Origin of the sequence: Xanthomonas hydrangeae (genome assembly GCF_032697525.1) — a bacterium.
Taxonomy (GTDB): domain Bacteria; phylum Pseudomonadota; class Gammaproteobacteria; order Xanthomonadales; family Xanthomonadaceae; genus Xanthomonas; species Xanthomonas hydrangeae.
Map to the genome: position 1 here is coordinate 284,645 of NZ_CP103836.1, position 24,338 is coordinate 308,982.

Below are 24,338 nucleotides of genomic sequence, written 5' to 3' on the forward strand. Positions count from 1 at the left end.
GAGTGGACAAGCCAGGCAATCGCGCCTTGCCTCATCGTACCAGCAGCTCGTTCGCACTGGCCTCCAAGTGCGTGACACGCTCCAGACCCGCTTCACTGCACGCAGCTGGTGGACAAATCCGCCGCACGCTGCATGCCGCATACAAAGACCCCCGGGCAAGCCGGGGATCGGTGTCACTGCAACGTCTTGTGGCCGATCATTCCGCCAGGTTCTTGCCGGCACCTGCAGTGGCGATCACCTTGGCCTTGACCTGCGCGGCCGGGGTGATGCTGTAGGTGTAGCCCAGCGGTTCGGGGAACACCTTGGTGGTGATCCAGTTGGTGGCGTTGGCGTAGGGCTTGCTGCCATCCGGCGTGCCCCAGGTGATGCCGCTGCCGACGTAGTTGTTGATCAGGTCCCAGTAGCCGATCTCGCTGCTGTCGCGTGAGGTCACCGGGTTCTTGATGTTCTCGAAGTAGTTGGATTCGATCTTCGCCACGCCGCCCATGCGCACATTGATGCCCGAGGTGGTGACGTTGTTGAAGTAGTTGTTGTAGATGTGGCTCAGCCCGCGACGCTGCAACGGCACGCGCGACTCGACGTTCTCGAAGCGGTTGTGGTGATAGGTGGTGCGCGCGGCCGAGTTCTTGGTGTCGCTGTCGCTGAATCCGTTGAGCGCGACCTTCTGGTAGTTGTAGACGTGGTTGTAGGACACGGTGACGTGGTGCACGCCCTTCTTCATGTCGATGCCGCCGTCGAACGAGGCATCGCCGGCGCCGGAGCACTTGGTCAATGAAGCGAACACGGTGTTGTGGTCGACCCAGATCCTGGACGGCGAACCGCTGGAATTGCCTTCCAGCGAAATCGAATCGGCGTCTTCGCCGCCCTGCAGCAGGCCGATGGTCATATTCTGGATGATGATGTTGTTGGCGTTGCCCACCACCCACACACCGAAGTTGGCGGCCGAGCCGTTCGCGCCCTTGATGGTGACGTCGCTCTTGTTCTTGATCTGCACCGTCCTGGCCGGCAGCTTCCACTGCGCGCAGACGTCCTTGATGGTGCTGAAGTCGAACTTGCCGGTGTAGTTGAGCACCAGCCCGCCACTGCCGGAATAACTGTCGATGGCGGCCTGCATCGCTTCGAACGTGGCGACGTTGACCGGGGTCTTGTTGCCGCCGCCGGTGGTGGCGGCACCGTACCCGACCGGGCCGGCGATGGCACTCGCAGCGCAAGCGGACAGTGCAAGCGCGAGTGCGCCATTGCGTGTCTTGATGATCATGCAGCCTCTCCCAAATGAAATCGAAAAGCGATGCGTGGCGTCGGCGCAATGGCATCGACGGCGGCAAAGCGGTGCGTGGGGGCCGCATTCTTCGCGCGGTTTAAAACATAAAACAATTATCCATCTCTGAAACTTTGACGCACCACGGTGTTCTCCTTGCAGGACATGCAAAAGAGACAGCGGGAGACATGCAGGACAGGACACTGCTGCAAGGTGCGCGATGTTGTTTTCATGTCTGCAAACGCATGCCGATGCGGCACTTGCTCACGCGCGCGTTTGATTGCGCGTGGTAGTCGCAGATGGGACGCTGCAGTGCCGGCCGCATGGCGACGCGCTGCACGTCAGTGGAGGTGCAGGACTATCTGCATCGAAGTGAGTGATGGTGCGAAGCGACAGACTGCTATCAGGCGCACGTGCCTGCGTTATGACGTGCGGTCTTGCTGGAGGTGACGCGCACTTGATGCTGCAGCTCGATCACAACGGCTGGCGAGTGCTGCACGCACCACTATCGCGATGGACAACGTCGTAGCGCTTGAGCGCGACAACGTCGTGGGTCAGACCATGTTCGACCTGGGCTCGCTGCTCGGCACCGCATTGCGGGGATGCAATGCCGCGCTACTCGCGCATGGCGACACCAGCCACTGCCGAATCCACGTCAACCATTGCTCGCGCAGACGCATGCGATGCGAAAGCAGCGCAGCGCAAGTTCAGTCGATACGAGGAAGCGCTGAAGCGTCAACGCGCCAGGCACGCCGCATGCACAGACACCGGCAGCTCAAACAGCGCGACTCGCCAGCGCCGATGTATGCACCAGCTGCTCGCCGGGCCACGGCGTGTGGTCGTCGAGGAAGTTGCCCACCAGCCGCATGCAGGCAGCGCGTTCTTCCACGTGCGGCATATGGCTGGAATTGGCGAACACATGCCAGTGGGCGTCCGGGATCAGGCGTGCGTAAGGCTCGACGGTTTCCGGCGTGGCCTCATCGTATTTGCCGGACAGCACCAGTGCCGGCGCGGTGATGCGATGCAGGCGTTCGATGATGCTCCAGTTGCGCAGGCTGCCCACCACGTGGAATTCGGTCGGGCCGTTCATGGCGTGGTAGACGGTGGGGTCGGCATCGATGGCGGCGAAGGTGCGCGCCACTTCCGCGGGCCATGGCAGCAGCCGGCAGACGTGCTGCGCGTAGAACACCTGGCTGGCGGCGCGGTACGCCGGATGCTCCAGCGTGCCGGCGGCCTCGTGCTCGTCCAGTGCCGCCTGGATGTGTTCGGGCAGGCGTGCACGCAAGCGCAGCGCGGCGGCGCGCCACAGGCCCATCGATGCCGGCGAGTTGGCGATCACCAAGGCACGCAGACCGGCCGGCCGGCGCACCGCATGCTCGGCCGCCAGCATGCCGCCCCACGACTGCCCCAGCAACGCGTATTGCGACAGGCCAAGGTGGGTGATCAGGGTCTGCAGCTCGTCCAGAAACAGCCCCACCGTCCAGAAACCGGGGTCGGCATTGGGAAGATGGGTGGAGTTGCCGTTGCCGAGCTGGTCGTAATGGATGACCGCGCGGCCATTGGCAGCCAGGTCCCTGAAGCTGTCCACATAGTCGTGGGTGCAGCCGGGGCCGCCGTGCAGGACGATCAGCGGGCAGGCGTCACTGCGCAGGTCGCCGGTGATGCGGTACCAGGTGCGGTACCCACGGAATTGGACATAACCCTCAGTGGACTGCATGACCTGCGCCTGCCTACGGCAATAGTGAGCGCTCAGCCTAGCGACCCGGCCTGCGCACGCTAACTGGTAAAACTCTCAGGTTGATGGCGGTTTCAGACGCGCGGTTGGGCGCGCAATGCCGTTTCAACCAAATAGGCGATCCAGCCTGCCGATCGCATGCTGCGATCGATAGCCGCAGACTTCGTTTACGGCTCCAGCAATCGATAATGCATCCCGCGCACCACCGCCTCGACGCGATTGCGCGCGCCCAGTTTGCGTGCGGCCGAGTTCAGATGCAGATTCACCGTGGCGGTAGAGCGATTGAGCGCGGCCGCGATGCTTTTGGCGGTCAGCCCCTTGGCCGAGTACTGCAGGCACTCGCGCTCGCGGCGGGTCAATGCGATGTGGTGACAGCGGCGTTCCTGCGGATCCAGCAGTTCCTGCGCGCGGGCCTGAAACGCGTGTGCCAGTAACAAGAATGGCGACAGCTGCGCTTCGGCCAGCCGTGGTGCCTCGGCCGCAGCCGCATCGACTGCGCCACTGAAGGTCGCGAAAGCACCGCCAGGCAAATGCAAGGGCACGGTGACACCGGTTCCCATGCCGCTATCGCACAGATAACGCGTCACCTGCCGATGCTGGCCGCCGACATATTCCACACCTTCCTGATCGCCGTCGGTACGGTACGACCACACGAATGGCATCATGCGCCGCGTTGCGCGCTGCTGAACAGGGTCATGTTGGTAGTACCCATGCTCGCACCAGACATGGCGCATGTCGCCCGGCGCGTTGCGCTGCATGAACACCGATGGCGTGATCAGCGCGCCCTCCATACTCAGCGGGACCGGCGCGTAGTCGTAGACCAGCGACTGGAAACCGAACGCACAGACGTCGCGAAACACCCGATCCAGGCAGGCATTGAGCGTATGCAGCGCCTGCAAATCTCGGCCCAGGCTGGCCAGCGTGTCGAACATGGTGGGTCCTTCGATGACAGCAGGTGCCGCTGGACGACATCCAGCATGGAAAACCTAGCACTTTTACCAATGGATGGGCTTGTCGGCCACATTATCGTCACAATGCCGGTCAGCTAGCTGCAACGCAGCATTCACGGACAAGCGCCCAACCGCGCATGTCGTGCGACCCGGCATTCCTTTCAGCGGATACCTGCATGACCGACACACCACGCCGCGACGACGCGGCCACGCTGGAACGCTTTGGCTACACCCAGGAGCTCAAGCGACAGCTCACGCTCAAGGATCTGCTGATCTACGGGCTGGTGTTCATGGTGCCGACCGCGCCGTTTTCCATCTTCGGTGGCGTATTCGATATCAGCGCGGGAATGGTGCCGCTGACCTATCTGGTCGGCTTCGTGGCGATGCTGTTCACCGCCTTGAGCTACCAGCAGATGTCGCAGGCGTTTCCGGTGGCCGGTTCGGTGTATGCGTACGTGGGGCGCGGATTGAGCAGCGGCATGGGGTTTCTCGCCGGCTGGGCGATCCTGCTCGACTATCTGTTGGTGCCCACCCTGCTGTACGTGGTGGGCGCCAATGCGATGCACAACGTGTTGCCGGCAGTGCCGCAGCCGGCGTGGATCGCGTTCTTCGTGGTGCTCAATACCGTGGTCAATCTGCGCGGCATCGAAACCACTGCGCGGGCCAATCGTTTTTTTCTGTATGCGCAGTTGCTGGTGCTGGCGGTATTCGTGGTGCTGGCGAGCCTGGCGATCCAGCGCGGCGTCAACGGTGCGCGCTGGAACCTGCGTCCGTTCTACAACCCGCAAGCATTTTCGCCGCAACTGATCTTCAGTGCGTTGTCGGTGGCGGTGGTGTCGTTTCTGGGCTTCGATGCGATCTCCACGCTGTCGGAAGAAACCCGTGGCGGCAACCGTGTGGTCGGACGCGCCACCTTGATGGCGCTGCTGATGGTGGCCGGCCTGTTCGTGCTGCAAACCTGGCTGGCCGCATTGCTGCAGCCGAACCTGCAGCGCTACCCCAGCGCACAGGCCTCCAACGATGCGTTCTTCGAGATCGGCCGGCTCATTGCCGGGCCGTGGCTGCAGATCGTCATCGCGCTCACGGTGGCGATCAGCGCCGCGATTGCCAATTCGCTGGTTGCGCAGGCGGCCACCTCGCGCTTGTTGTTCGCCATGGCGCGCGACCGTCAGTTGCCGGGGTTCTTGCGCTACATCCATCCGCGTACCGGCGTGCCGCAGCGCGCCATCCTGCTGGTTGCGGGTTTGAGCATGGTATTGGGCGAAGTGTTCGTCGGCCAGATCGCGTTGCTGTCCTCGTTGTGCAACGTCGGCGCGCTCACCGCTTTCATCCTGTTGCACGTTGCGGTGCTGTGGCACTTCCGTGGGCGAGGCCGTAGCCTGCCATTGCATGTTGCGACGCCGTTGATCGGCATCGTGATCCTGGCCTACGTGTTGATCAATGCCGACCGGCACGCGCAATTGGGCGGCACCGCGTGGATGGCGGTGGGGTTAATGGTGTTGGCGTTCCTGAAAGTCAGCGGCCGCTCCACCGAGTTCCGCGCCAGCGACGCGTTGGAATAGCGGCAGCTGCCGGTGTCGCTGTGTAGCACTGCGCTGCTATGCAGTGATCGTCGGCAATGGACCTTGAGTATCAGGCCGTGCAGCGCGCACGGTGTGCAAGCGTTATCAGGCGTTCGCCGGGACTACGCCATCGCACGCTTTCCATGATCGTTTGCGCGGCCGCGCGCATGCGTCTGCCCGCGATTTCCCCCGCGCTGCCGCACTACGCTGGACGCTTGCGCATGCGCCGTTTACCCAACCATCCCGATGACGCCTTCCATACGCGTCGGGTCGCACCGTGCGTGCGTGACAAATCCAGATTTATGCTTCCGAACGCGATCATCTTTTTCTTGACTGCCGACCTCTGAACGAGATTTTCAGCACATATTCAGCTTTAAACATTCGCTAGTCTCGTTCGGCGCCACTGATGGCGCCCGCACGCTGCGGCCCCCGCCGCAGCCTGTCGTTCCCTGACGAGTAAGGACTACCCATGAATCGCAAGAATGCGTTGTACCTGGCGCTGTTTTCCGCCCTTTCCGGCTCCGCACTGGCAGCCCCGCCGACCGAGATGGACGCAGCGCCGGTGAGCACTGCGCCGCAAGCGGCCAAACTTGGCGCGGCAACATTGCAATCGGCAAGTCTGCGTGGCGGGATCCTGCCCACGCGCGTGGTGCAACTCACTGCGCCCACCAGCACCGAGATCGGTCGCGTGCGTGAGCGCCGCATTGCACAGGTCAAACATGGGCAGCCCTTGCAGATCGGTTTTTCGCGCGCGGTCGCCAAACCTTTGGTGAATCTGGGCACGCTAGATTGGCAGATGGCCAATGATGGCTCGCGCGTTGCGACCTTGAAGGTCAGCTCTGCACAGGCGGCCTCCTTGCGTGCCTCGTTAACTTTGCGTGGTGCCGGCGCGACGCCGGGCGATCCGTCCAAGGTGACGCTACGCTTTGCCGGCGACGACGGCCGCGTGTTCGAGCAATCCGGTGCAAGCTTCGCTACCGGCGGCAACGACATCGGTTGGTCGCCGACCGTGAGCGGCGAGAATCTGTTGGTCGAACTCTCGCTGCCGGCTGGCCAGTATCCGGAGAACTTCAGCCTGAGCATTCCGCAGCTGTCGCATCTGGACATCAGCCCCACCGCCAGCGCGCGCGACATGATGACCATTGCCATTGGCGAAAGCGATTCCTGCCAGAACGATATCGTCTGCCGCGCCAATCCCACCGCCGGCTTCACCAGTGCGGCAAAAGCGGTGGCACGCATGGTGTTCACCACCAGCCAGGGCTCGTTCCTTTGCACCGGCACCTTGCTCAACAACACCAACTCGCCCAAGCGCAATCTGTTCTGGACCGCCGCGCACTGCATCAGCACGCAGACCGTCGCCAACTCGCTGCAGACCTACTGGTTCTACGATGCGGCCAGCTGCAACGGCAACACTGCAAGTTCGCAGGCAACCACGCTGAGCGGTGGTGCGTTCCTGCGCCACGCCAATACCACGCGTGACACCGCATTGCTGGAACTGAAGACCGCACCGCCAAGCGGCGCGTTCTACGCGGCATGGAACAGCGCGGCGATCGGCGCCACCGGTACCGCGATTGTCGGCATCCATCACCCGTCCGGCGACGTCAAGAAGTACTCGCTGGGCAGCGTGAATGGGCTGAGCACCTCCATCGACGGCAAGAGCCCGCTGTACCGCGTGGTCTGGAACGATGGCGTGACCGAAGGCGGCTCGTCCGGCTCGGGCCTGTTCACCGTCGCCAGCGGTGGCGCGTATCAGCTGCGCGGCGGCCTGTATGGCGGCTACTCGTTCTGCAGCGCGCAGACCGATCCGGACTACTACTCGCGCTTCTCGGACGTGTATTCCAGCATCTCCACCTACTTCGGCCCGTAAGCGGTTGCTGCACGTGGCAGGCGGTGTCTCGTCTGCCACGTGCAGCTGCACTTGGCGGACGTACAGCACTTCATCTGCATCGGCTTGATGATGCAGACTTGGCAGCTCGTCCTTCACCTGGATCTGCATGCCCGTTCAACGCAATCGCCCTCTCATCGCCGCACTTGCACTGGCGACCTTGTCGCTGCAGGTCGCCGCCGGCGCAGCCGGCAAGCCCGCCAATCGCGACGAGGTCAAGGCATACGCGCTGCAGCTATGCCTGGACAACAACTATGCGCGCAGCGGCAAATACACCTCCGATCAGCTGCGCGATCGCTCGTATCTGCTGACGACCTATGCGCTGGACAATGCCAAGGCCGGCGCCACCGACCGCCTGCATCGCTATGTCGCCGAGCAGACGGCGGACTTTTATCGTGCCGAAGTGCCGATGAAGGACGAAGCGCGGCGAGGCCCGTTCAACAGGATCTTTGCGCAATGCATGGGCTTCTATCGTTCGCCTGCACTGAGCGAGTTCATTGCGCAAGAACTTTGACTTGGAGCGGCCAACAAACCTACTTGACGCAAATCTACTGCAGGCCAGCTGATCTGCTGCAGGGCTGCAGGGCCCTTGCCCGCCCACCGTCGCAGGACACGCTGCAAGTACGTCCCTGTAAGCTGTTACGCGGCATCCATGCCGCGTAAGGTCCCGCGACGGTGGGCGGGCAAGGACCAGTCGAGGTGATCGGTGCGCATGGCTTTCAATAAAACAGCCGGCAAGCTGTCTGGCGTGGTGTCCTCGTCACTTGCGGGACCGTGTGGCGACATGGATGCCGGCACCGAGCCCCCCAGAGACGGGTTTACGGCGTGTCCCGCGAGCGGTGAGGGCATCGTGCCCTCGACCCACGCAGCGTTTGATCTGGACCTCTGACTGCATCCACCATGATGCGGCCGACAAAACCACTGCACTCACTGACAGGCAAGCGCTTGCCAGGTTTTGTTAGCTGCTCTTATAGTGCGTCGTCGCACGCCTGAGGGGCTCGCGCTAGCCTGATACAGCGCCAGCACGCGTACTCAATACTTCGACAGGAGCCGCAATGCCCGCACCTTCTACACGCCGTTCCCGTCGCGAGGTGCTGCGCATCGCGCTGGCTGCGGGCACGCTGAGCATGGCAAGCCAGCTTGGCGCTGCACTACGCGGCGAGCAGAAGGATGCAGATTCGTCATCGGATTCACTCTCGCCAGCACCCTTCCCGGCCAACGGCAGCGTGCTGGTCCTGCTCGGCACCAAGGGCGGCCCGACGCCGTCCCCGCTGCGCGCGGCAGCCGCCAATGCGTTGGTCATCGACGGGCAGCCCTACCTGATCGATTGCGGCAATGGGGTTGCGCAGCAACTGGCCAAAGCCGGCATCCGCCTGCCTACGCTGCGCGACATCTTCCTGACCCATCACCACTCCGATCACAACGCCGACCTGCTCAACGTGGTGTGGCTGGCGTGGGCAAGCGGGCTGCAGACGCCGGTGCACCTGTACGGCCCACCCGGTATCGCAAGGATGGTGGATGCGTTTGTCGAGATGAATGCCATCGACATCGATGCGCGCATTCGTGAGGAAGGCCGCCCGCCGTTCAAGCAGCTGATTCAAGTGCACGAGTTCGACCAGCCCGGCACGGTGCTGCAGAACGAGCAGGTCACCGTCACCGCCACGCTGGTGGATCACTACACGCTCAAACCTGCATTTGCGTACCGCTTCGCCGCGCGCGACCGCACGGTGGTGTTCTCCGGCGATACGCGCTACCTGCCCGCGTTGGCCGAGTTCGCTAAAGACACCGACATCCTGGTGCACGAGGTGATGTACTTGCCCGCGCTGGAAAAGATGCTCAAGACCAACGACAACGCGCCGACCTTGCTCGACCATCTGCTCAAGAGCCATTCCACCAGCGAGGAAACGGGCAAGATCGCTTCAGCGGCCGGCGCAAAAATGCTCGTGCTCAATCACTTCGTACCCGGCGGCGACCCGACGATCACCGATGCGATGTGGAGCGAGGGCGCGCGCAAGCACTATGCCGGGCCGATCGTGGTCAGCAAGGATTTGATGCGGTTGTAGCGGACCAGATGGGCACTACGCCACCACCGGGCTGCGCAGGCCCCACGCGCTTGCGTCAGCTTTGCAGTACGCATCGATAAACGCCTGCTGCGATGGCATCTGTTGCACCGCGCGTTGGATCGGCTGCGCGATGCCGTCCAGCAGGCGATGCAGATCGCGATCGGACACTGCGCGCGCCAGCGGGTGATGCTGTGCAGGAATGATGCCCTGCCCCATCAGCACATGGGTCCAGGAGTCGACGCGAAACAATTCATCGGCGCCTTGCCAGGCATGCGCACGTTCGCGCCAGGCGCGTAGGCGCAAGGCGAGCGACTCGGGCAGTTCCATCTCACGGCATTGGCGCCATAGCGGTTCGTCGCGCTGGGTGGCGTGGTAATGCAGGATGATGAAGTCGCGCACGTGTTCCATTTCGGCGCGGCTGATGTCGTTGAACAGTTGCACCTGCGAGGGTGCGATGCCGTCTGCGGGGAACAAGCTGATCAGGCGCACCACTGCGGCGATGGTGAGATGGATGCTGGTGGATTCCAGCGGTTCGATAAAGCCGCTGGCCAGGCCCAGCGACACCACGTTCTTGTTCCAGGCCTTGCGCCGGCGGCCGGTGCGGAACGGCACCAGCCAGGGATCCTTGAGCGCAGGCGCAGCCGCGTCGCGCAGCAGCTTGGCGTGGGCTTCGTCATTGGAGAGATGGCGACTTGAAAACACCAGGCCGTTGCCGACACGATGCTGCAGCGGGATATGCCAGCGCCAGCCGGCCTCGTGCGCGATGGCGCGGGTGTATGGCACCGGCGGACCGACGGCTTCTGTCTGCACTGCCACCGCGCGGTCGCACGGCAACCAGTGGCTCCAGTCTTCGTAGCCGGTGTGCAACGCCTGCTCGATCAGCAGGCCGCGAAAGCCGCTGCAATCGATAAACAGATCGCCATCGATGACCTGCCCGTCTTCCAGCACCAGCGTGGCGACGTCTCCACTGTCCGGTTGCAGGGTCACTTGCTGGATCTTGCCTTCGATGCGCTTGGCGCCAAACGCTTCGCTGCGTGCGCGCAGAAACTTGGCATACAACGCCGCGTCGAGATGGTAGGCGTAATTGACCGCAGGCTCGCGCAACAGTGCGAAGCGATCCACGCGCGAGGCCACGGTTTCCAGACAGTAGTCGCCGAACGTGCCAGGCATGCCACGCCGCTGACTTTCCAGCCAGAGGTGATGAAACGCGCACACCAGCGTGCTTTGCCCGGTGATGCCGAACGGATGGAGATAGCGCTCGCCCTGACGACGCCAATGCTCGAAGGAGATGGACAATTTGAAGGTGCCGGCCACTGCGCGCAGAAACTCCTGCTCGTCGATCTGCAGGAAGCGATGAAAGGTGCGGATCGGCGGCACCGTGGACTCGCCCACGCCCACGGTGCCGATCTGCTCGGACTCGACCAGGGTGATCTCGAGCAGCTCGCGGAACTGGTGCGACAGCGCGCAGGCAGCGATCCAGCCGGCAGTGCCGCCACCGACGATAACGACCTTGCGAATCGGGGCCTGGGTCACTGCGCACTCCTGTGGGATGCATGTAGGGCGATATGGACCATCAGCGATTGAGCTTGCCGATCAGCATGGCGCGCAGTTGTCGCGCGAGGATCGGGTCGATCGGGCCCAACGCATGTCGCGCCTGCTGGGGTAGATGTTCACCAGCACGCTCTGCGGGACCGAAGACGTAGTAATCGAACAATGCGCGCCAGGCGTCTTTTTCGGACGCCGGCCGGTCGCGAATCGCCCATAGCGCGTGATACAGCGCAGGCATCGGCGCCGGCAACTGCGCGGGTGCGCTGCTCCACCAGTAGTTGACCAGCACATTGAACGGCTGCAGCGATTGCACGTGATGCCACCACATGCTGGGAATGAACAACGCATCGCCCGGTTCCAGTACGGTGGTGCGCGCATGCGCCAGCGCAGCGGCAAATCGCGGATATCGCTGCAGATCCGGGTTGGCGATATCCACCATGCTCACTACCTGCCCACCCGGCGTGGGATCCAGCGGACCGGGGTACAGGTTGGCCACCTGCTCTGGCGGAAACAGCGTGAACCGACGTTGCCCCACTGCGCAGCACGCCAGGTTGTTGGGCGCGTCGTAATGACACGAGGCAATGACGCGATTGCCGATCCAGATGCTCGGCTGCACGGCGATGCCGCTGGCGGCGAAATCCAGATCGTTGCTTGCACGCAGGCCGGGCAGGTGGTTGTCGACCGGCAACGACGCCAGATAATACGTAGGCGGCTGTGGGTCATCGCGATGCGCGGCGATAGCCTCCAGCAAGGTGCTCAGCGTGCCACGCTGCACGTCGAAATTCAGCGCACTGCAGTCGTTGGTGTAAAACGGCCGGCTGGCGATTTCCGGGCCGCCATGGGAATACTGCAAGGCATGTCCGCTGTCGTGCGCGCGCAGCAGCGTCATCGCCTCGTGGGGGCTGCGCAGCCCGGCCTGCACCAACGACCAGTCGCGTGCGATGCCACGCACTACCACTGGTTCGGCGGCGGCGCAGAGCGCAGTAAGCGGCAAGGCGTCAGGCCGGCAGTCTGTACGCTCTGCGATGGGCGCGATTGCGGCAATTGAAGACATGATGGAGGCGCTCACAGCCATGCGCTCAGGCATACGCTTCAGCAGCGGGCGCGGCCTGCGCGTGTTGCAGGCGACGTTGTTTCTCTGCCATCAGCCGACGCACGTTATGTAGCGATGCCAGCATCAAGAATGCGCCTTCCAGATAACCGGTCTGATGCAGTTGGTGCAGCGCTTGCGCATCGAGCGCGGCAAGGCGCTCGCGGTCGATGGCGAACAGACCTTGCAGATGGGTGGCGTGGTTGGCATCCAGCGTCACGTCCAGCTGCACCGGTTGGATCAGACCCAGCGCATCGAAGGTGGCCGCCATCGCCTGGCCCGCATCCACGCCGTCGCGAATGCCACGCAGCACACTGATGATGTGCTCCAGATACGGGCTATGACCGCCCTGCGGCAGAAACACCGTCTCGCCTTCGTCGCGGCTGACGCGCGGGTGCTCCAGGTCGATATGGATCACCGGCTCCTGCACCAGGGCGCCGTCGATGCGCTGCTCCTGGAAACCGATCAGAAACGGCCCCTTGGCGACGATGCCCGGCAGGTAACCGGCAGTCCAGCGCCCGTCCTGCAGAAACAGATTCTCGTCCTGTGCAAAGCCCAGCAGCGCCACCGCCTGGTAGGCGCCGGTGACAGGATCCTTGCGAAAAAACAGCGGGTATTCGCGTTGCAGCTCGGCGAATTCGGTGACGAAGGCCGGCACCAGGCCGAGCGCATCGCCGAACTCGGCGCCAAAGCGCAGGATGACGCGGATGTCGTGATGCGCCACGTTGTTGAGCACTGCGTATCGCGTCATCTGAAGCTCCAGCAGTGATCCGCGATGGACGACCGCATTACGGGGGTATGAGTCGATCATGCGGCACCATGCCGTGCCTGCTGGAGTCGAGCATTGCCAAAAAGCAGGAAGCCGGCAAGCGGCACAGCAGCATTGGTGGCAGGCCCGCACAACCAGCGTCGCGGCGATGCCCCAGCCACCATCGTGCTGGCGGCAGTTTGCGTGTCGGCGATCGCAGCGGATGCGTCCGGGCATCCAGCCTGGCAGTGCGGTCGCGGCCGCCAGCCGGATCGGTGGCTGCGCAGACATCACGACTTAACTCATCTGCGCGGAGCGGCCAACCAACTCTTATGCGCTGCCGTCGGAGCGCACGAACCGTGCGCTCTGAGCAGCATGCGCGCGGTGATTTCCACCCCGCCGCACACCGCACAACGCGCACCTGAGATGCGCGCAGCGGCTTGTCAGTCGCTCTCAAAACGCATAACGCACACCCAACGTATAACGCGGTTGCTGGTCGATCAGGCGGATCATCTGCTTGTCAGAACGCCCATGCCAACGCACGTCTTCGCCAGTCAGGTTGATCGCCTCAAAGCCCACCGACAGCTGCTTGCTGAAGCTGTAACTCAGGCTCAGGTCCCATTGCTGGTAGGCCTCGACGTAGTAAGGATTGCGGTTGGCGCCATCCTGGTTTGCCGCGATCAGATACTCGTCGCGCCAGTTCCAGGCCAGACGTGCGCTCCAGCCGTACTTTTCGTACATCAGCATGACGTTGGCGGTGTCGCTCAAACCGAGCAGTGCGAACTGGTCGCGATCGATCACGGTGTTGTCGAAGCCTACATCGCCTTCGACGATGGTGTAGTTGGCGTAGATACCGAAGCCAGTGGTGTCGAAGAAGTACTGCCCGCCCAGTTCCCAACCATGGATGTTGGCCTTGTTCTGGTTGACCGGCCGCGACACATCGAACTGATACAGCGGATCGGAGGCATTGCCAACGATGTCGTAGGCATTCTCCAGGGCCAGACTCTGCGCGGAACTGCCGTTATAGGCGGCCAATCCACCGGTGGCCGCGGCGTTGCGCAACAACGCCATCGCCGCGAACAGCGAGGTGTCGTTGGCCGAACAGGCAGCGGCAACGTCATTGCCCGAAGCGCCCACTTGCGCGGCGCAGGCACCGCTTTGCAGGAAGGCCAGCGCCGATTGCGCGTCCGGCCCCGAGGTGGGATCCCGCAACCCGTACAGCGATTCGCGCGACACCGTATTGCCGATGAAGTTGCTGACGCGCTTGTTCCAGAACGTGGCCGATAGATAGCTGGCGTCGGCGAAATACCATTCCAGCGCCAGATCGAGGTTGTCCGATTCCAGCGGATCCAGCGTGGGACTCTGCGAACTGCCGGAGGCGCGGGTGGAGGGGTTGATCAGGATCGAACCGCTCGGTGTATTGGGCGTCGGCCCGGCGATCAGATTGTTGTAAGGCGCACGCGCAATGGTCTGGCCGAACGAGGCGCGTCCTTTCAGCTGGTCGGTGATGTCGATGCTGAAATCGAGATTGGGCAGGATGTAGTTGTAGCTGGTCTTTTCGCTGAAGGGCTGCAGGTCGGTGGAACGCAACAACTGGAAGTCGTTGTTGGCCTGCCAGAGCAAGGCGGTGGGCGTGGCCACCTGCGAGGTGGATTCCACATCGGTACGCTCATAGCGCAAGCCCAGCCGCGTATTGGTGGTCATGCCGGAGATATCGCCCTTCAATTCCAGCTGTACGTAAGCGGCGCGGGTCTTCTCTTCGACCTGATTGTCGGCGCTGTAGTTCGGGTTGTAGCGCGTCGTGGCGCCGTACTGGCTGCCACCCCACAGGGCCAGCTGATCGGCATCACCGCGCCATGCGTTGGGCGCCGCACCGTTGGCGTTGAAGTCCTTGAACATGCCGGTGATGCTCACCGGGCGCAGCAACGCCTGCATGCCCGGCTCGTTGCCGGCATTGGCCACGCCCCAATCGCCGAGTGTGGAATAGTTGTCGCTGGTGAGCCGGTTCATGGTGGTGTTGGCGCTGCTCACGCCGAACTGAAAGCGGCCGTCGTCGAAGTCGAAGGTGCCATCCATGCGCCCTTCCTTGATCTCGGTCACCTGCGATTGATAGTAGATGCGCAGCACCTGCGAGCCGAGCTCGGCCGGGGTGAAGTCCGGATTGACCACACCGTTGGTGCCGGCCAACGAATCGGCAGCGGTGGGATACCAGGTGCGCGCACCGATCGGCAGCCCGTTATTGAAGCGCAGCTCCTGCCCCCATTGACCGCCGCAGGACGGGCCGTTGACGCAGTTGTTGGTGCCGGCGAAGCTGAAATAGGTGGCACTGCCGCCGGTGATCGGATCGTTGGGCAGGCTCTTGGTTTTCGAGTTGTGCGCATCGAACGACAACTGGAAGCGGTCGCTTACCTGCCAATCCGCATTGAAGCCCAGCGAGCCGAGCGTGTACTTCTGCTCGTTGCGCTGCTGCTCCATGCCGAAGTCCTTGGCACCGTTGGGGACATCGCGCAGATAGATCGGCGTTGCCACCGCCTGGCCGGTATCGAAGGTCAGATCGGTGAAGCTGTTGGCGCGCTGCAACCAGATGCCCTGCTCGCCTCGTTCTTCGCGGATTTCATTGGAGGAATAGGTGTAATCCAGGGTCAAGGTCAGGCTGTCGCTGGGTGCGAACTGCACCACCGCCTGGCCGTTGGTGCGCTCGCGGTGGAAGTCGGCGAATGCGTAACGCAGGTCGTTGGGCATGCCGTACAGCTGGCCGATCGCCGGCGCGTTGGTCACCACCGCGCCCGGGCGCAAGGCTGGATCGGTACCGGTCCAGGGCTGGATGTTCCAGGTGTTTTCGGTGGCCTGCACCGAGCCGCCATGACGCTTCTGGTAGCTGCCGCTCAAGCCGATGCCGAAGGTCTTGTCGGGATTGGTGTAGCTGAAAATGCCCGACACTTCCGGGGTGAGCGAATCGCCGAACGGCTGCGAACGGTCGGACACCATCTTGGCGCCGGCATTGGCCACCACACCGGAATGATTGAACGGCTTGTCGGTCTGGATGTTGATGGTGGCGCCGATCCCGCCGCTGGGCGCGGTGGCGCGGCTGGTCTTGTAGACCTCGATCCCGGTGATGGCCTCGGAGGCGAGCTGGGCGAAGTTGAAGGCGCGCGTGCCCACGTCCACGCCGCCGATCGGCGTCTGTCCTGGCGCGCCGAAGGCGTCGGCACCGGGAATCAGCCGGCCGTTGAGCGTGACCGTATTGAACTGCGGGCCGAAGCCGCGGGCGGTGACCTGCGCGCCTTCGCCGTCGCGGCGTTCGATCGAGATGCCGGTGATGCGTTGCAGCGACTCGGCAAGATTGGTATCGGGAAATTTGCCGATGTCTTCGGCGCTGATCGCATCCACCACGCCGGCAGCGTCGCGCTTGATGCCCATCGATTGATCCAGGCTGCTGCGAATGCCGGTCACGTTGACGGCGTCGAGCGTGGTGGCGGTTTGCGCGCTGGATTGCGGCGGCGGCACTGGCGGCGCGGGAACGTCCTGCGCGAAGGCCGGATTGATGACCAACAGGCCACCGACGAAGGTGAACATGGCCTTGGACTTGAAATTGCTCAACGTACGACGCATCGATCTATCCTCGGGTCTGGAGTCCAACACCCACGGCCGTCGTCGCGGAATGCGACGCGGCGATTGTCTGGCCACGCGCCTTGCACGGCACGCGACATACCTTCCGTTGCAGAACGTCATCTGATCCCCCGCATCGAACCAACGGCGGATCCCCCTGATGCCAACCGTGCACGCGCCACGTCCATGACGGACGCTGCCTGCAACGATCTGTACAGCACGTGCGACTGCCTTCCCTACCCTGGAATCTGTGGTTGACGCAGGCTTGTGCGCCACCTTGTTGAACGACTGCGATCGCTACATCAAGCGTGATAGCGCTACCACGCGGCGCAGACTAGTCACGCGTGTCGGTGCTTGTCACCCTGCGTTGCAACAAACACGCGGTGACACATCCAGGCACTCAACAACACGCGCGCTTGAGCCCGCACGGCATACGCAGACCTGCCGTGGCTGTAAGCGTTATCAGCAGCCACTGCAGTGATTGCGCTTTGGTATTGGCGCTTCAGGCCAGGGCGATGATTGCCACAACGCCGCTTTCAAAAGTTGCGCAAAGTGTCACTGCGATCGCACTACGCAAGTGCGGCACAACGGCACTGTTGACGCTGCAAGGCAACACCATCGCGAACCATGCGAGCACATCCGCTACAGCAACGCGCAGCGTAGATGGCCATGCAAGCAGATACAAAAAACGGCGCAATCGCTGAAATCGATTGCGCCGTTTTTGGCATGCCTCCGTCGTGTCTGCGTCCCGCGCATCCGCGCCATTGCAGCGCGGACGATTGCATCGGCGCCGCTAGCCGATCACATCCACCTGGTTGTCGCCACGCTGTGCATCGGGCAGCGCGTGATCCGGATCCAGTCGCACGTGCAGCACCTTCTGCGTGGTCGGCAGCGTCAGCTTGGGCGCGGTGTTCTGCAGCCAGGTTTCCACCGGCACGCGGCGGTCCAGGTGGCTGCCGTCGGCCAGATCCACGCGCACCGTCACCGGCATCACCAGTTTCTGACTGCTGCGCAGCGTCAGTTGCACGCCCCTGGCAGGATCGTGATCCACGTAATGCGCCTCGCTGATGCCCATATCCAGCTGCCAGTTGTTGAGATACCAGCCGCGCCACCACCAGGCCAGATCTTCGCCGCTCTCGCTTTCCATCAGCCGGAAGAAATCCGACGGCGTGGGATGTTTGTAGGCCCAGGTGGCGATCTACTTGCGAAAGGCCGGATCGAAGCGGTCCGGCCCCAGGATCTGCTCGCGCAACAGCACCAACCCCAACGCGCCCTTGAAGTAGGTCAAGGAATGGCGGTAGGTCTCGCTGGTGGAATCGGCGTTGTCCATCAGCGTCGGCGCGCTGGTGTCGGCCAGCAACGGCAGGATTTCGTCGACCGGGTTGCCCCCCTTGGGCGCATATTCCGAATCGCGCTTGGGCGCGTATTCGCCCTTGTTGAAGGCATCCGATGCGTACACGTCGATAAAGGTATTGAAGCCTTCATCCATGAACGCATGCCGCCGCTCATTGGAGCCGACGATCATCGGGAACCAGGTGTGGCCGATCTCGTGCGCGGTGATCCAGAACAACTCCTTGCCGCTGTCTTCGAAACCATCGAAAACGATGCCCGGATACTCCATGCCCGCGCCATAACCGCCCAGATTGAGCGCGGCCGGCCACGGATACGGGTACCACTGCGAGAAATGTTCGATCGCGCCTTTGACGTATTCGGTGGAGCGGTTCCACTTGTCCGCGCCCACGCCTTCCAGCGGATACACCGACATTGCCAGCGACTGCTTGCCACCCGGCAGCTTGATGCGCGCGGCATCCCAGACGAACGCAGGCGATGCAGCAAACGCCACGTCACGGGTGTTGTCCATATGGAAGCGCCAGGTCTGCGTGCCCTTGCCCGTCGGCTTGGCCGCACGTGCAGTCACTTCGGCAGGCGTGCGGATCAGCACCGTGCGATCGCTGCCGCGTGCCTGTTCCAGGCGTTGCTGCTCGGTGCGGCTGAGCACCTCGGCCGGATTGGTCAGCGCGCCGGAGCCGGCGACCAGAAAGCCCTCCGGCACGGTCACCGCGTAATCGAAGTCGCCGTATTCCAGATAGAACTCCGAGCCCAGATACGGCTGCGTGTCCCAGCCGCGCAGGTCGTCGTACACCGCCATGCGCGGATACCACTGCGCAATCTCGTAGATCTCGCCCTGCTTGCGGGCACTGAACGCGGTGCGCCCGCCCCAGGTACCGGGAATCGTGTAGCGGTAGCGGATATGCACGGTCAGCGCCTTGCCCTGCCCGGCCAGCGGCTGCGGCAGGTCCACGCGCAGGCGGGTGTCGTCGACGACGAAGTGGGCCGGCTGGCGGCGCCCGCCATCGTCGATCTCGATGCTGGCGATCTGCATGCCGTCGGTGAACTGGGTACGGCGCGATGGCCGGCTGGCGGCAGCGCGCGCATCGGCGCGGTAGATGTTCTGGTCCAGCTGCAGCCACAGCACGTCCAGCGTGTCGGGGCTGCGGTTGGTGTAGCGGATCGCCGCCTCGCCGGTGAGCGTGTGGGTCGCCGGGTCGATGCTGGCCTTCAGGTCGTAATCCGCACGGTTCTGCCAGAACAGCGGGCCGGGCACGCCACTGCCGCTGCGGTAGGCGTTGGGTGCATCGGGCAGTTGCAGTGGCGCGAACAAGGCCAGCGGATCGAAATGGCTGGCCGGAGCGGGTGCTGCGGTTGCGGAACTGGCTGGTGCGGGAGCGGCAAGTGCGGGCGCAACGCACGCCAGTGACAGTGCAACGGTAAGCGATCGGCGCACGGTGGGGGTCATGCGAAGTCCTGCGGCGTGGGGGACTCCCATCCTACGGCGCGCCTCGCCGCGCGCGGGAATGCCATTGGTCCCGGATGGCGGTACACGATTCGGCGGCAGCAGCGCTCCGTTCGACGATCTGCGCGACGGCATGCCGGTGATGCTGAGAGCGGCTACCAAAACTGACCCACGCCTGACTACTGCAGAGCGGCTGGTCTGTTGATTGGCTGCGGGGCCCTTGCCCGCCCACCATCGCGGGACACGCCGCAAGTACGTCCCTGTAGGCTCTTACGCGGCATCCATGCCGCGTAAGGTCCCGCGACGGTGGGCAGGCAAGGACCAGTCGGGATGGTCGGTGTGCATGTTTTCAACAAAGCAGCCGACTCACTCTCTGGTGCGGTGTCCTCGCCGCTTGCGGGACCGTGTGGCGGCATGGATGCCGCCACCAAGCCTCCATGGACGGATTTACGGCGTGTCCCGCGAGCGGCGAGGGCGCCGCGCCCTCGATCCACTCAGCGTTTGACCTGGACTTCTGACGGCATCCACCAAGACGCGGCCGACAAAACCAGACTCACCGCCAGGCCCGCTCGCTACGTTTTGTTAGCCGCTCTTATTCCGCAATCAAGCTGCCCAGTCGCAAAGCCCCCTCACCGTCGTGGCCCAGGCTGTCGCCCGGATTGCTCAACCGGCAGCGGCGCAGCGACAGACACCCGCAGCCGATGCAGTCGGTGAGCTGGTCGCGCAGCGCCTGTAGTTCGCTAATGCGCGCATCCAGTTGTCCGCGCCAGCGCGCCGACATGCGCGCCCACTCCGCACGTGTGGGGGTGCGCTGCTCCGGCAACACCGAGAACGCCTCCAGCACCTGCTGCAAGGGCACGCCAAGCCGCTGCGCCACGCGGATCACCGCAATCCGCCGCAACACATCGCGCGCATAACGGCGTTGGTTGCCTGCGGTGCGCAGGCTGCGGATCAAGCCCTTGCGCTCGTAGAAATGCAATGCCGACACCGCCACGCCACTGCGCTTGGCCACTTCGCCCACGGACAACTCACGCTGCATTGCTTTGACCTCAACCTCGGTTGAGGCAGGATGCTGCGCGGCCATGACCGGTGCAAGCACCGATGTCATGGCTGTGCTCACGTTCGTTCCTGGATCTTCGATGCCCACCGACATGCCCGCCGCAATCACCACGCCCGCCACGCCACTCGGCGCCACGCAACCCACTTCCATTCTCGCCGCGCCGTATCGCGCCGCAACGCTGGGCATGGTCGCGCTGGTATCGCTCAATGCCTTCGAGTCGCTGGCGGTTGCCGCCGCCATGCCGACCGTGGCGCGCGAATTGAACGGGCTGCCGCTGTACGCGCTGGCCTTCGGCGGCACCTTGGCGACCAGCGTGGTCGGCATGACTGCCGCCGGGCGCTGGAGCGACCGGCGCGGCCCGGGCGGAGCGCTGGGTGCGGGACTGCTGTGCTTTGTGATCGGGCTGTTGATCGCCGGGTTGGCGCCAAGCATGCCGCTACTGATCGCAGGGCGCTTGCTGCAAGGCCTGGGCGCCGGCGCGTATTCGGTGGCGCTGTACGTCATCGTCGGGCGGCTGTATCCGGAAGCGTTGCGGCCGCGCGTGTTTGCCGCGTTTTCGGCCGGCTGGGTGGTGCCGTCGTTGATCGGGCCGGGCATCAGCGGGCTGATCGTGCAGCATGTGGGATGGCGCTGGGTATTTCTGTCGGTGCCGCTGCTGGCGATTCCGGCCGGGCTGATGTTGTGGCCGGCCATCCGCGGGCGCGCGTGGTCGGGCGAACCGTCCGCCGACTCCAACGCCGCGCTCGGCTGGGCGATCGGTGCAGCATTGGGCGTGCTCGGCGTGTATCTGGGCGGGCAGCTGCACGGCGTGCTGGCGTTGCTGGCGATGACGCCAGCGCTATTGCTCACACTGTTCTGCGCCTGGCACCTGTTGCCGGGCGGCACGCTGCGGCTTGCACGTGGCCTGCCCAGCGTGATCGCGCTGCGCGGCATTGCGGCGGCGGCCTTCTTCGGGTTCGAGGCATTCCTGCCGTTGCTGCTGTCGCGCGAACGCGGCCTCTCGCCGCTGCTGGCCGGCGTGGCGCTCAGCGTGGGTGCATTGGGGTGGTTCAGCGGCTCGTGGTATCAGGGCCATAGCCGCGCCGGTTGGTCGCGCCCACGCCTGCTCAAGACCGGTGCGCTATTGATGTCGCTGGGCATCGTGATCAGCGCGGGCGCGGTGTGGCCGCTCATTCCGGTGCCAGTGGCGATCACCGGCTGGGCGCTGGCAGGCCTGGGCATGGGCCTGCTGTATCCGAGTCTGTCGGTGTTGACGTTGTCGTTGTCGCCACCGGCGCAACAAGGCGCGCACAGTTCGGCGCTACAGTTGAGCGAAGCGATTGCGGTGGCCGGCATGCTGGCGCTGGCCGGCGCGTTGTTCGCCGCGCTGCTGGATTCAGCGACGTTGGCCGCATACCTGAGCGTGTTCGCATTGGCGTGGCTGCTGGCGGTGGCGAGCTTTTTCGTGGCGCGGCGGGTGTGATGGCTGTGCAGCCGGCTTTGCCGATCCTGTCGGGATCGTTCAAATCTCGACTGGAAAACCATCGCCGCGAGCGGTTGGTCATTTTTTCGCCACCCATCTTGACAGCGTTGCAGGCCGCGGCCTGAGCTGACTTGTCCACAGCCTTGTGCAACTTCCATCCACAGGGGGTGTGGAAAACCTGCACTGCTCGGCTTGCAGTAAAGGGCTTGCGCGCAACCAAGGCGTGTGCAAGGCGATGAAGAGCGTTGTCTGCGCTGTGCGGGGCGGGACCATTGCGCAGAGCGCAGCCACGTAACCGGCGAACCTCACCAACGGCCACAGCGGCGGCAATCGCAACACGCAACACCGCCACCTTGCGGTGGCGATGCGCACTCACTACTGCATCAATCCACGATCACGTGCGGCACGAAGCGCGAGGTGTCGCGGGTGATCGGGCCATCGTCGTCGCGCATGCCCAGCCCGGCGGGGCGATCGGCCACGACCCAACTGCCCACCAGCGCATGCCGCCCATCGAACACCGGTAACGGATGGTGCGCCTGCAGGATCGCCGGCCCATCCACATACGGCCCGTCGGTCTGTGCGGCGTCGCCCTGTGCGGTGACCAGAGAGATGTTGGCGCCCTCGCGCGAGAGCAGCGGCTTGCGCACCCAGCCTGCCGTCGGCGCTTCGCCGGCTTGCGCAAAGCGTGCAGGCAGCAGATTGGGATGGCCTTGATGGCGCTCCCACAGCAGCGGCAGGATGCCCTTGTTGCTCAGCACCGATTTCCATGCCGGCTCGATCAGGCGCACACGGTTGGCAATCAATGCCGGGCCGAAGCGCTCTTCCATCATGAATTCCAGCGGGTAGAGCTTGAACAGCGTCTGGATCACCCGGTCCTGCTCATCGGTGAACCAGCCATCGGCGCTCAGGCCGATATCTTCGATGGCCACTTCCTCGGTGCTGATGCCCACCTGGTGCGCGCAATCGCGCAGATACCGCACCGTGGCGCGATCCTCCAGCGAATCGCGCACCGCTGAAAAATGCATCTGCGGCCCGATCGCACCTTCCACCGCCAGCGCGCCCAGGGTTTCGCACAGCAGGTCCTGGATCAGGTTGTACTGGTCGGTGCCCTTGGGCAACGCACCGGCAGCGATCTGCTGTTCCAGCCACAGCCACTGAAAATACGCCGATTCGTACAGCGAGGTGGGCGTGTCGTAATTGAGTTCGTACAGCTTGGCCGGGCCGTCGCCGGCATAGGCCAGATCCATGCGGCCATACAGATGCGGGTCGCGGTCTTTCCACGAGTTGGCGATCCAGTCCCAGTAGAACGGCGGGATCGCCAGTTGCGTCATCAGCTGTTCCGAGCCCACCACCTCGTCCACCAGCTGCATCGCCATGTCGTGCAGTTCCTGCGTGGGCGCTTCGATGTCGTTCTCGATCTGGCGCAGCGAGAACGCGTAATACGCGCTTTCGTCCCAATAGCGCTCGCCGTCGATGGTGTGGAAATGGAAGCCGAGCGATTCGGCCTGCTCGCGCCAGTCCGGGCGCTCGGCGATTGCGATCCGTTGCATGTCAGCCGCCGTATCCGGAGCTGCGCCCGCCACTGCCGAACGAACTGCGCGCCGCCGCACTGGAGCCGAAACCCGAGCGCGAGACGGTGATCGCACGCGAAGGCATGTCGATGGCGCCATTGCGCCCGCGCACGGTGCCGACGCGGTTGCTGGCCAGATCGCCATTGGGCTTGTAGTACCCGCCGCTGCGGTAATCGCGGTACAGCGGAATCGAGCCGCCATAGCGATAGCCGCCACCGCCGGTCATGTTGCCCAACGCATAGCCCAGCAGGAACCCGCCCATCGGCGGGATCCAGCTCTGCTGGCCCTGCGCCGTCTGTACCGCCGTACAGCTGCCGAACTGCTCGTCGCACTCGTAGCGCGTATTGAAGCGCGGCGCGGCCTGCTGGTGCTTGGTCACCACCTCGTCGTAGGCCTTGAGGCACTGCTGGATGTCGGTCTGTTCCTGCTTGATCTGGTAGCAGTCGGAGGCCGACTGCAGCACCACACCTGTCTCTGGTTCGGAACCACAACCGGTGACGAGGGCGGCCGGCAGTGCGGCCATCAAGGTGAGTTTGAGATTGCGTGATCGCTTCATGCCTGCGCTCCGTTACGGCGTGATCGCCGCGGCATTGATCAGCCCGACCGCGATCGACACGCCAGCCGAGAAGATGCCGGCGGCGGTGACGTTGTCGGTGATCTGCCGCGAGATGCGCCCGGCGACCAGGTTGGCCAGCAGATACGCCACGATCTGGATGCCGCAGGCGACTGCGCCCCAGATCAGCGCATCGACCAGGCTCACCGAATGGGTGATGGCCGAATGCAGCGGCAATGCCACGCCGATCAGGTTGCCGGCCAGGGCGGTGGCCGCCGCCACGTTCCCCTGACGCAGCAGGGTGAAGTCCTTATGCGGGGTGACCAGGGTCACCAGCACCACCGCGACGATCAGCACGCCCAGACCGGTGCCGAAGTAGGAAAGAAAGGCGAGAAAACTCTGCAGGTTGATCGGGTTCATGACAGGACCAAGGTAAGTGGAAGACGGGCG

16 protein-coding genes and 1 pseudogene are annotated in these 24,338 nt (G+C 63.9%); 5 read left to right on the forward strand and 12 right to left on the reverse strand.

From position 1 onward, the window contains the following. Nucleotides 1-196 precede the first annotated feature (196 nt). The 3 genes from NYR97_RS01230 to NYR97_RS01240 form a co-directional block, all read right to left on the reverse strand. Nucleotides 197-1,258 (reverse strand): pectate lyase family protein, encoded by a 1,062-nt coding sequence (locus tag NYR97_RS01230; protein WP_210763139.1) that lies wholly within the window; start codon nt 1,256-1,258, stop codon nt 197-199. A gap of 775 nt (nt 1,259-2,033) precedes the next feature. Next, complete coding sequence (locus tag NYR97_RS01235) at nt 2,034-2,975, reverse strand: proline iminopeptidase-family hydrolase (RefSeq protein WP_210763138.1); 942 nt, start codon at nt 2,973-2,975, stop codon at nt 2,034-2,036. A gap of 185 nt (nt 2,976-3,160) precedes the next feature. Beyond that, a complete protein-coding gene (locus tag NYR97_RS01240; RefSeq protein WP_316696211.1) occupies nt 3,161-3,925 on the reverse strand; it encodes a LuxR family transcriptional regulator in 765 nt (254 codons plus the stop codon). A 194-nt stretch (nt 3,926-4,119) separates the two neighbouring features. Between NYR97_RS01240 and NYR97_RS01245 the strand changes: the two genes are divergently transcribed. The 4 genes from NYR97_RS01245 to NYR97_RS01260 all read left to right on the forward strand — a co-directional run bounded on the left by NYR97_RS01245 (nt 4,120) and on the right by NYR97_RS01260 (nt 9,453). Further along, entirely contained in the window at nt 4,120-5,505 is a 1,386-nt protein-coding gene (locus NYR97_RS01245) for an APC family permease (RefSeq protein WP_316696213.1), read from the forward strand. Between the two features lie 469 nt (nt 5,506-5,974). Further along, entirely contained in the window at nt 5,975-7,372 is a 1,398-nt protein-coding gene (locus tag NYR97_RS01250) for a trypsin-like serine peptidase (protein WP_316696215.1), read from the forward strand. A 127-nt stretch (nt 7,373-7,499) separates the two neighbouring features. Further along, nucleotides 7,500-7,904: a hypothetical protein gene (locus NYR97_RS01255; RefSeq protein WP_316696217.1), complete on the forward strand. Its 405-nt coding sequence runs from the start codon at nt 7,500-7,502 to the stop codon at nt 7,902-7,904. Between the two features lie 541 nt (nt 7,905-8,445). Next, nucleotides 8,446-9,453 (forward strand): MBL fold metallo-hydrolase, encoded by a 1,008-nt coding sequence (locus NYR97_RS01260; protein WP_316696219.1) that lies wholly within the window; start codon nt 8,446-8,448, stop codon nt 9,451-9,453. A 15-nt stretch (nt 9,454-9,468) separates the two neighbouring features. Here the strand turns inward: NYR97_RS01260 and NYR97_RS01265 are convergent, their stop codons facing one another. The 6 genes and pseudogenes from NYR97_RS01265 to soxR all read right to left on the reverse strand — a co-directional run bounded on the left by NYR97_RS01265 (nt 9,469) and on the right by soxR (nt 20,281). Next, a complete protein-coding gene (locus NYR97_RS01265) occupies nt 9,469-10,986 on the reverse strand; it encodes a tryptophan halogenase family protein (protein ID WP_316696221.1) in 1,518 nt (505 codons plus the stop codon). A gap of 40 nt (nt 10,987-11,026) precedes the next feature. Continuing rightward, on the reverse strand, nt 11,027-12,055 hold the full coding sequence (locus tag NYR97_RS01270; RefSeq protein ID WP_316696222.1) for a cupin-like domain-containing protein: 1,029 nt from the start codon (nt 12,053-12,055) through the stop codon (nt 11,027-11,029). 25 nt (nt 12,056-12,080) lie between these two features. Then, the gene (locus tag NYR97_RS01275) at nt 12,081-12,842 is read right to left on the reverse strand and encodes a SapC family protein (RefSeq protein ID WP_316696223.1); all 762 of its coding nucleotides are present in this window, start codon (nt 12,840-12,842) and stop codon (nt 12,081-12,083) included. Nucleotides 12,843-13,292: 450 nt separating this feature from the next. Beyond that, nucleotides 13,293-16,451 carry a TonB-dependent receptor gene (locus NYR97_RS01280; protein ID WP_316696225.1) on the reverse strand — a complete coding sequence of 1,053 codons (3,159 nt, stop codon included), beginning with the start codon at nt 16,449-16,451 and terminating at the stop codon, nt 13,293-13,295. 790 nt (nt 16,452-17,241) lie between these two features. Further along, nucleotides 17,242-19,245, reverse strand: a pseudogene (locus NYR97_RS01285) (M1 family metallopeptidase). A 589-nt stretch (nt 19,246-19,834) separates the two neighbouring features. Further along, entirely contained in the window at nt 19,835-20,281 is a 447-nt protein-coding gene (gene soxR / locus NYR97_RS01290) for a redox-sensitive transcriptional activator SoxR (RefSeq protein ID WP_316698479.1), read from the reverse strand. Nucleotides 20,282-20,393: 112 nt separating this feature from the next. Here soxR and NYR97_RS01295 point away from each other — a divergent pair, with 112 nt between their 5' ends. Then, nucleotides 20,394-21,764 (forward strand): MFS transporter, encoded by a 1,371-nt coding sequence (locus NYR97_RS01295; protein ID WP_316698482.1) that lies wholly within the window; start codon nt 20,394-20,396, stop codon nt 21,762-21,764. A 383-nt stretch (nt 21,765-22,147) separates the two neighbouring features. Here NYR97_RS01295 and NYR97_RS01300 read toward each other — a convergent pair whose 3' ends face one another. The 3 genes from NYR97_RS01300 to NYR97_RS01310 are packed head-to-tail and all read right to left on the reverse strand — an operon-like array spanning nt 22,148 to nt 24,308. After that, on the reverse strand, nt 22,148-23,314 hold the full coding sequence (locus tag NYR97_RS01300) for a glutathionylspermidine synthase family protein (protein WP_316696226.1): 1,167 nt from the start codon (nt 23,312-23,314) through the stop codon (nt 22,148-22,150). A 1-nt stretch (nt 23,315) separates the two neighbouring features. Beyond that, nucleotides 23,316-23,891 carry a DUF1190 domain-containing protein gene (locus NYR97_RS01305; RefSeq protein WP_316696227.1) on the reverse strand — a complete coding sequence of 192 codons (576 nt, stop codon included), beginning with the start codon at nt 23,889-23,891 and terminating at the stop codon, nt 23,316-23,318. Between the two features lie 12 nt (nt 23,892-23,903). Next, complete coding sequence (locus tag NYR97_RS01310; RefSeq protein ID WP_047126964.1) at nt 23,904-24,308, reverse strand: DUF350 domain-containing protein; 405 nt, start codon at nt 24,306-24,308, stop codon at nt 23,904-23,906. Nucleotides 24,309-24,338 lie beyond the last annotated feature (30 nt).

Excerpts from the sequence above, each read along its gene's own strand:
- NYR97_RS01230 (WP_210763139.1), bottom strand. The coding sequence starts at position 1,258 with ATGATCATCAAGACACGCAATGGCGCACTCGCGCTTGCACTGTCCGCT.
- NYR97_RS01235 (WP_210763138.1), bottom strand. The coding sequence starts at position 2,975 with ATGCAGTCCACTGAGGGTTATGTCCAATTCCGTGGGTACCGCACCTGG.
- NYR97_RS01240 (WP_316696211.1), bottom strand. The coding sequence starts at position 3,925 with ATGTTCGACACGCTGGCCAGCCTGGGCCGAGATTTGCAGGCGCTGCAT.
- NYR97_RS01245 (WP_316696213.1), top strand. The coding sequence starts at position 4,120 with ATGACCGACACACCACGCCGCGACGACGCGGCCACGCTGGAACGCTTT.
- NYR97_RS01250 (WP_316696215.1), top strand. The coding sequence starts at position 5,975 with ATGAATCGCAAGAATGCGTTGTACCTGGCGCTGTTTTCCGCCCTTTCC.
- NYR97_RS01255 (WP_316696217.1), top strand. The coding sequence starts at position 7,500 with ATGCCCGTTCAACGCAATCGCCCTCTCATCGCCGCACTTGCACTGGCG.
- NYR97_RS01260 (WP_316696219.1), top strand. The coding sequence starts at position 8,446 with ATGCCCGCACCTTCTACACGCCGTTCCCGTCGCGAGGTGCTGCGCATC.
- NYR97_RS01270 (WP_316696222.1), bottom strand. The coding sequence starts at position 12,055 with ATGTCTTCAATTGCCGCAATCGCGCCCATCGCAGAGCGTACAGACTGC.
- NYR97_RS01275 (WP_316696223.1), bottom strand. The coding sequence starts at position 12,842 with ATGACGCGATACGCAGTGCTCAACAACGTGGCGCATCACGACATCCGC.
- NYR97_RS01280 (WP_316696225.1), bottom strand. The coding sequence starts at position 16,451 with ATGCGTCGTACGTTGAGCAATTTCAAGTCCAAGGCCATGTTCACCTTC.
- soxR (WP_316698479.1), bottom strand. The coding sequence starts at position 20,281 with ATGCAGCGTGAGTTGTCCGTGGGCGAAGTGGCCAAGCGCAGTGGCGTG.
- NYR97_RS01295 (WP_316698482.1), top strand. The coding sequence starts at position 20,394 with ATGCCCGCCGCAATCACCACGCCCGCCACGCCACTCGGCGCCACGCAA.
- NYR97_RS01300 (WP_316696226.1), bottom strand. The coding sequence starts at position 23,314 with ATGCAACGGATCGCAATCGCCGAGCGCCCGGACTGGCGCGAGCAGGCC.
- NYR97_RS01305 (WP_316696227.1), bottom strand. The coding sequence starts at position 23,891 with ATGAAGCGATCACGCAATCTCAAACTCACCTTGATGGCCGCACTGCCG.
- NYR97_RS01310 (WP_047126964.1), bottom strand. The coding sequence starts at position 24,308 with ATGAACCCGATCAACCTGCAGAGTTTTCTCGCCTTTCTTTCCTACTTC.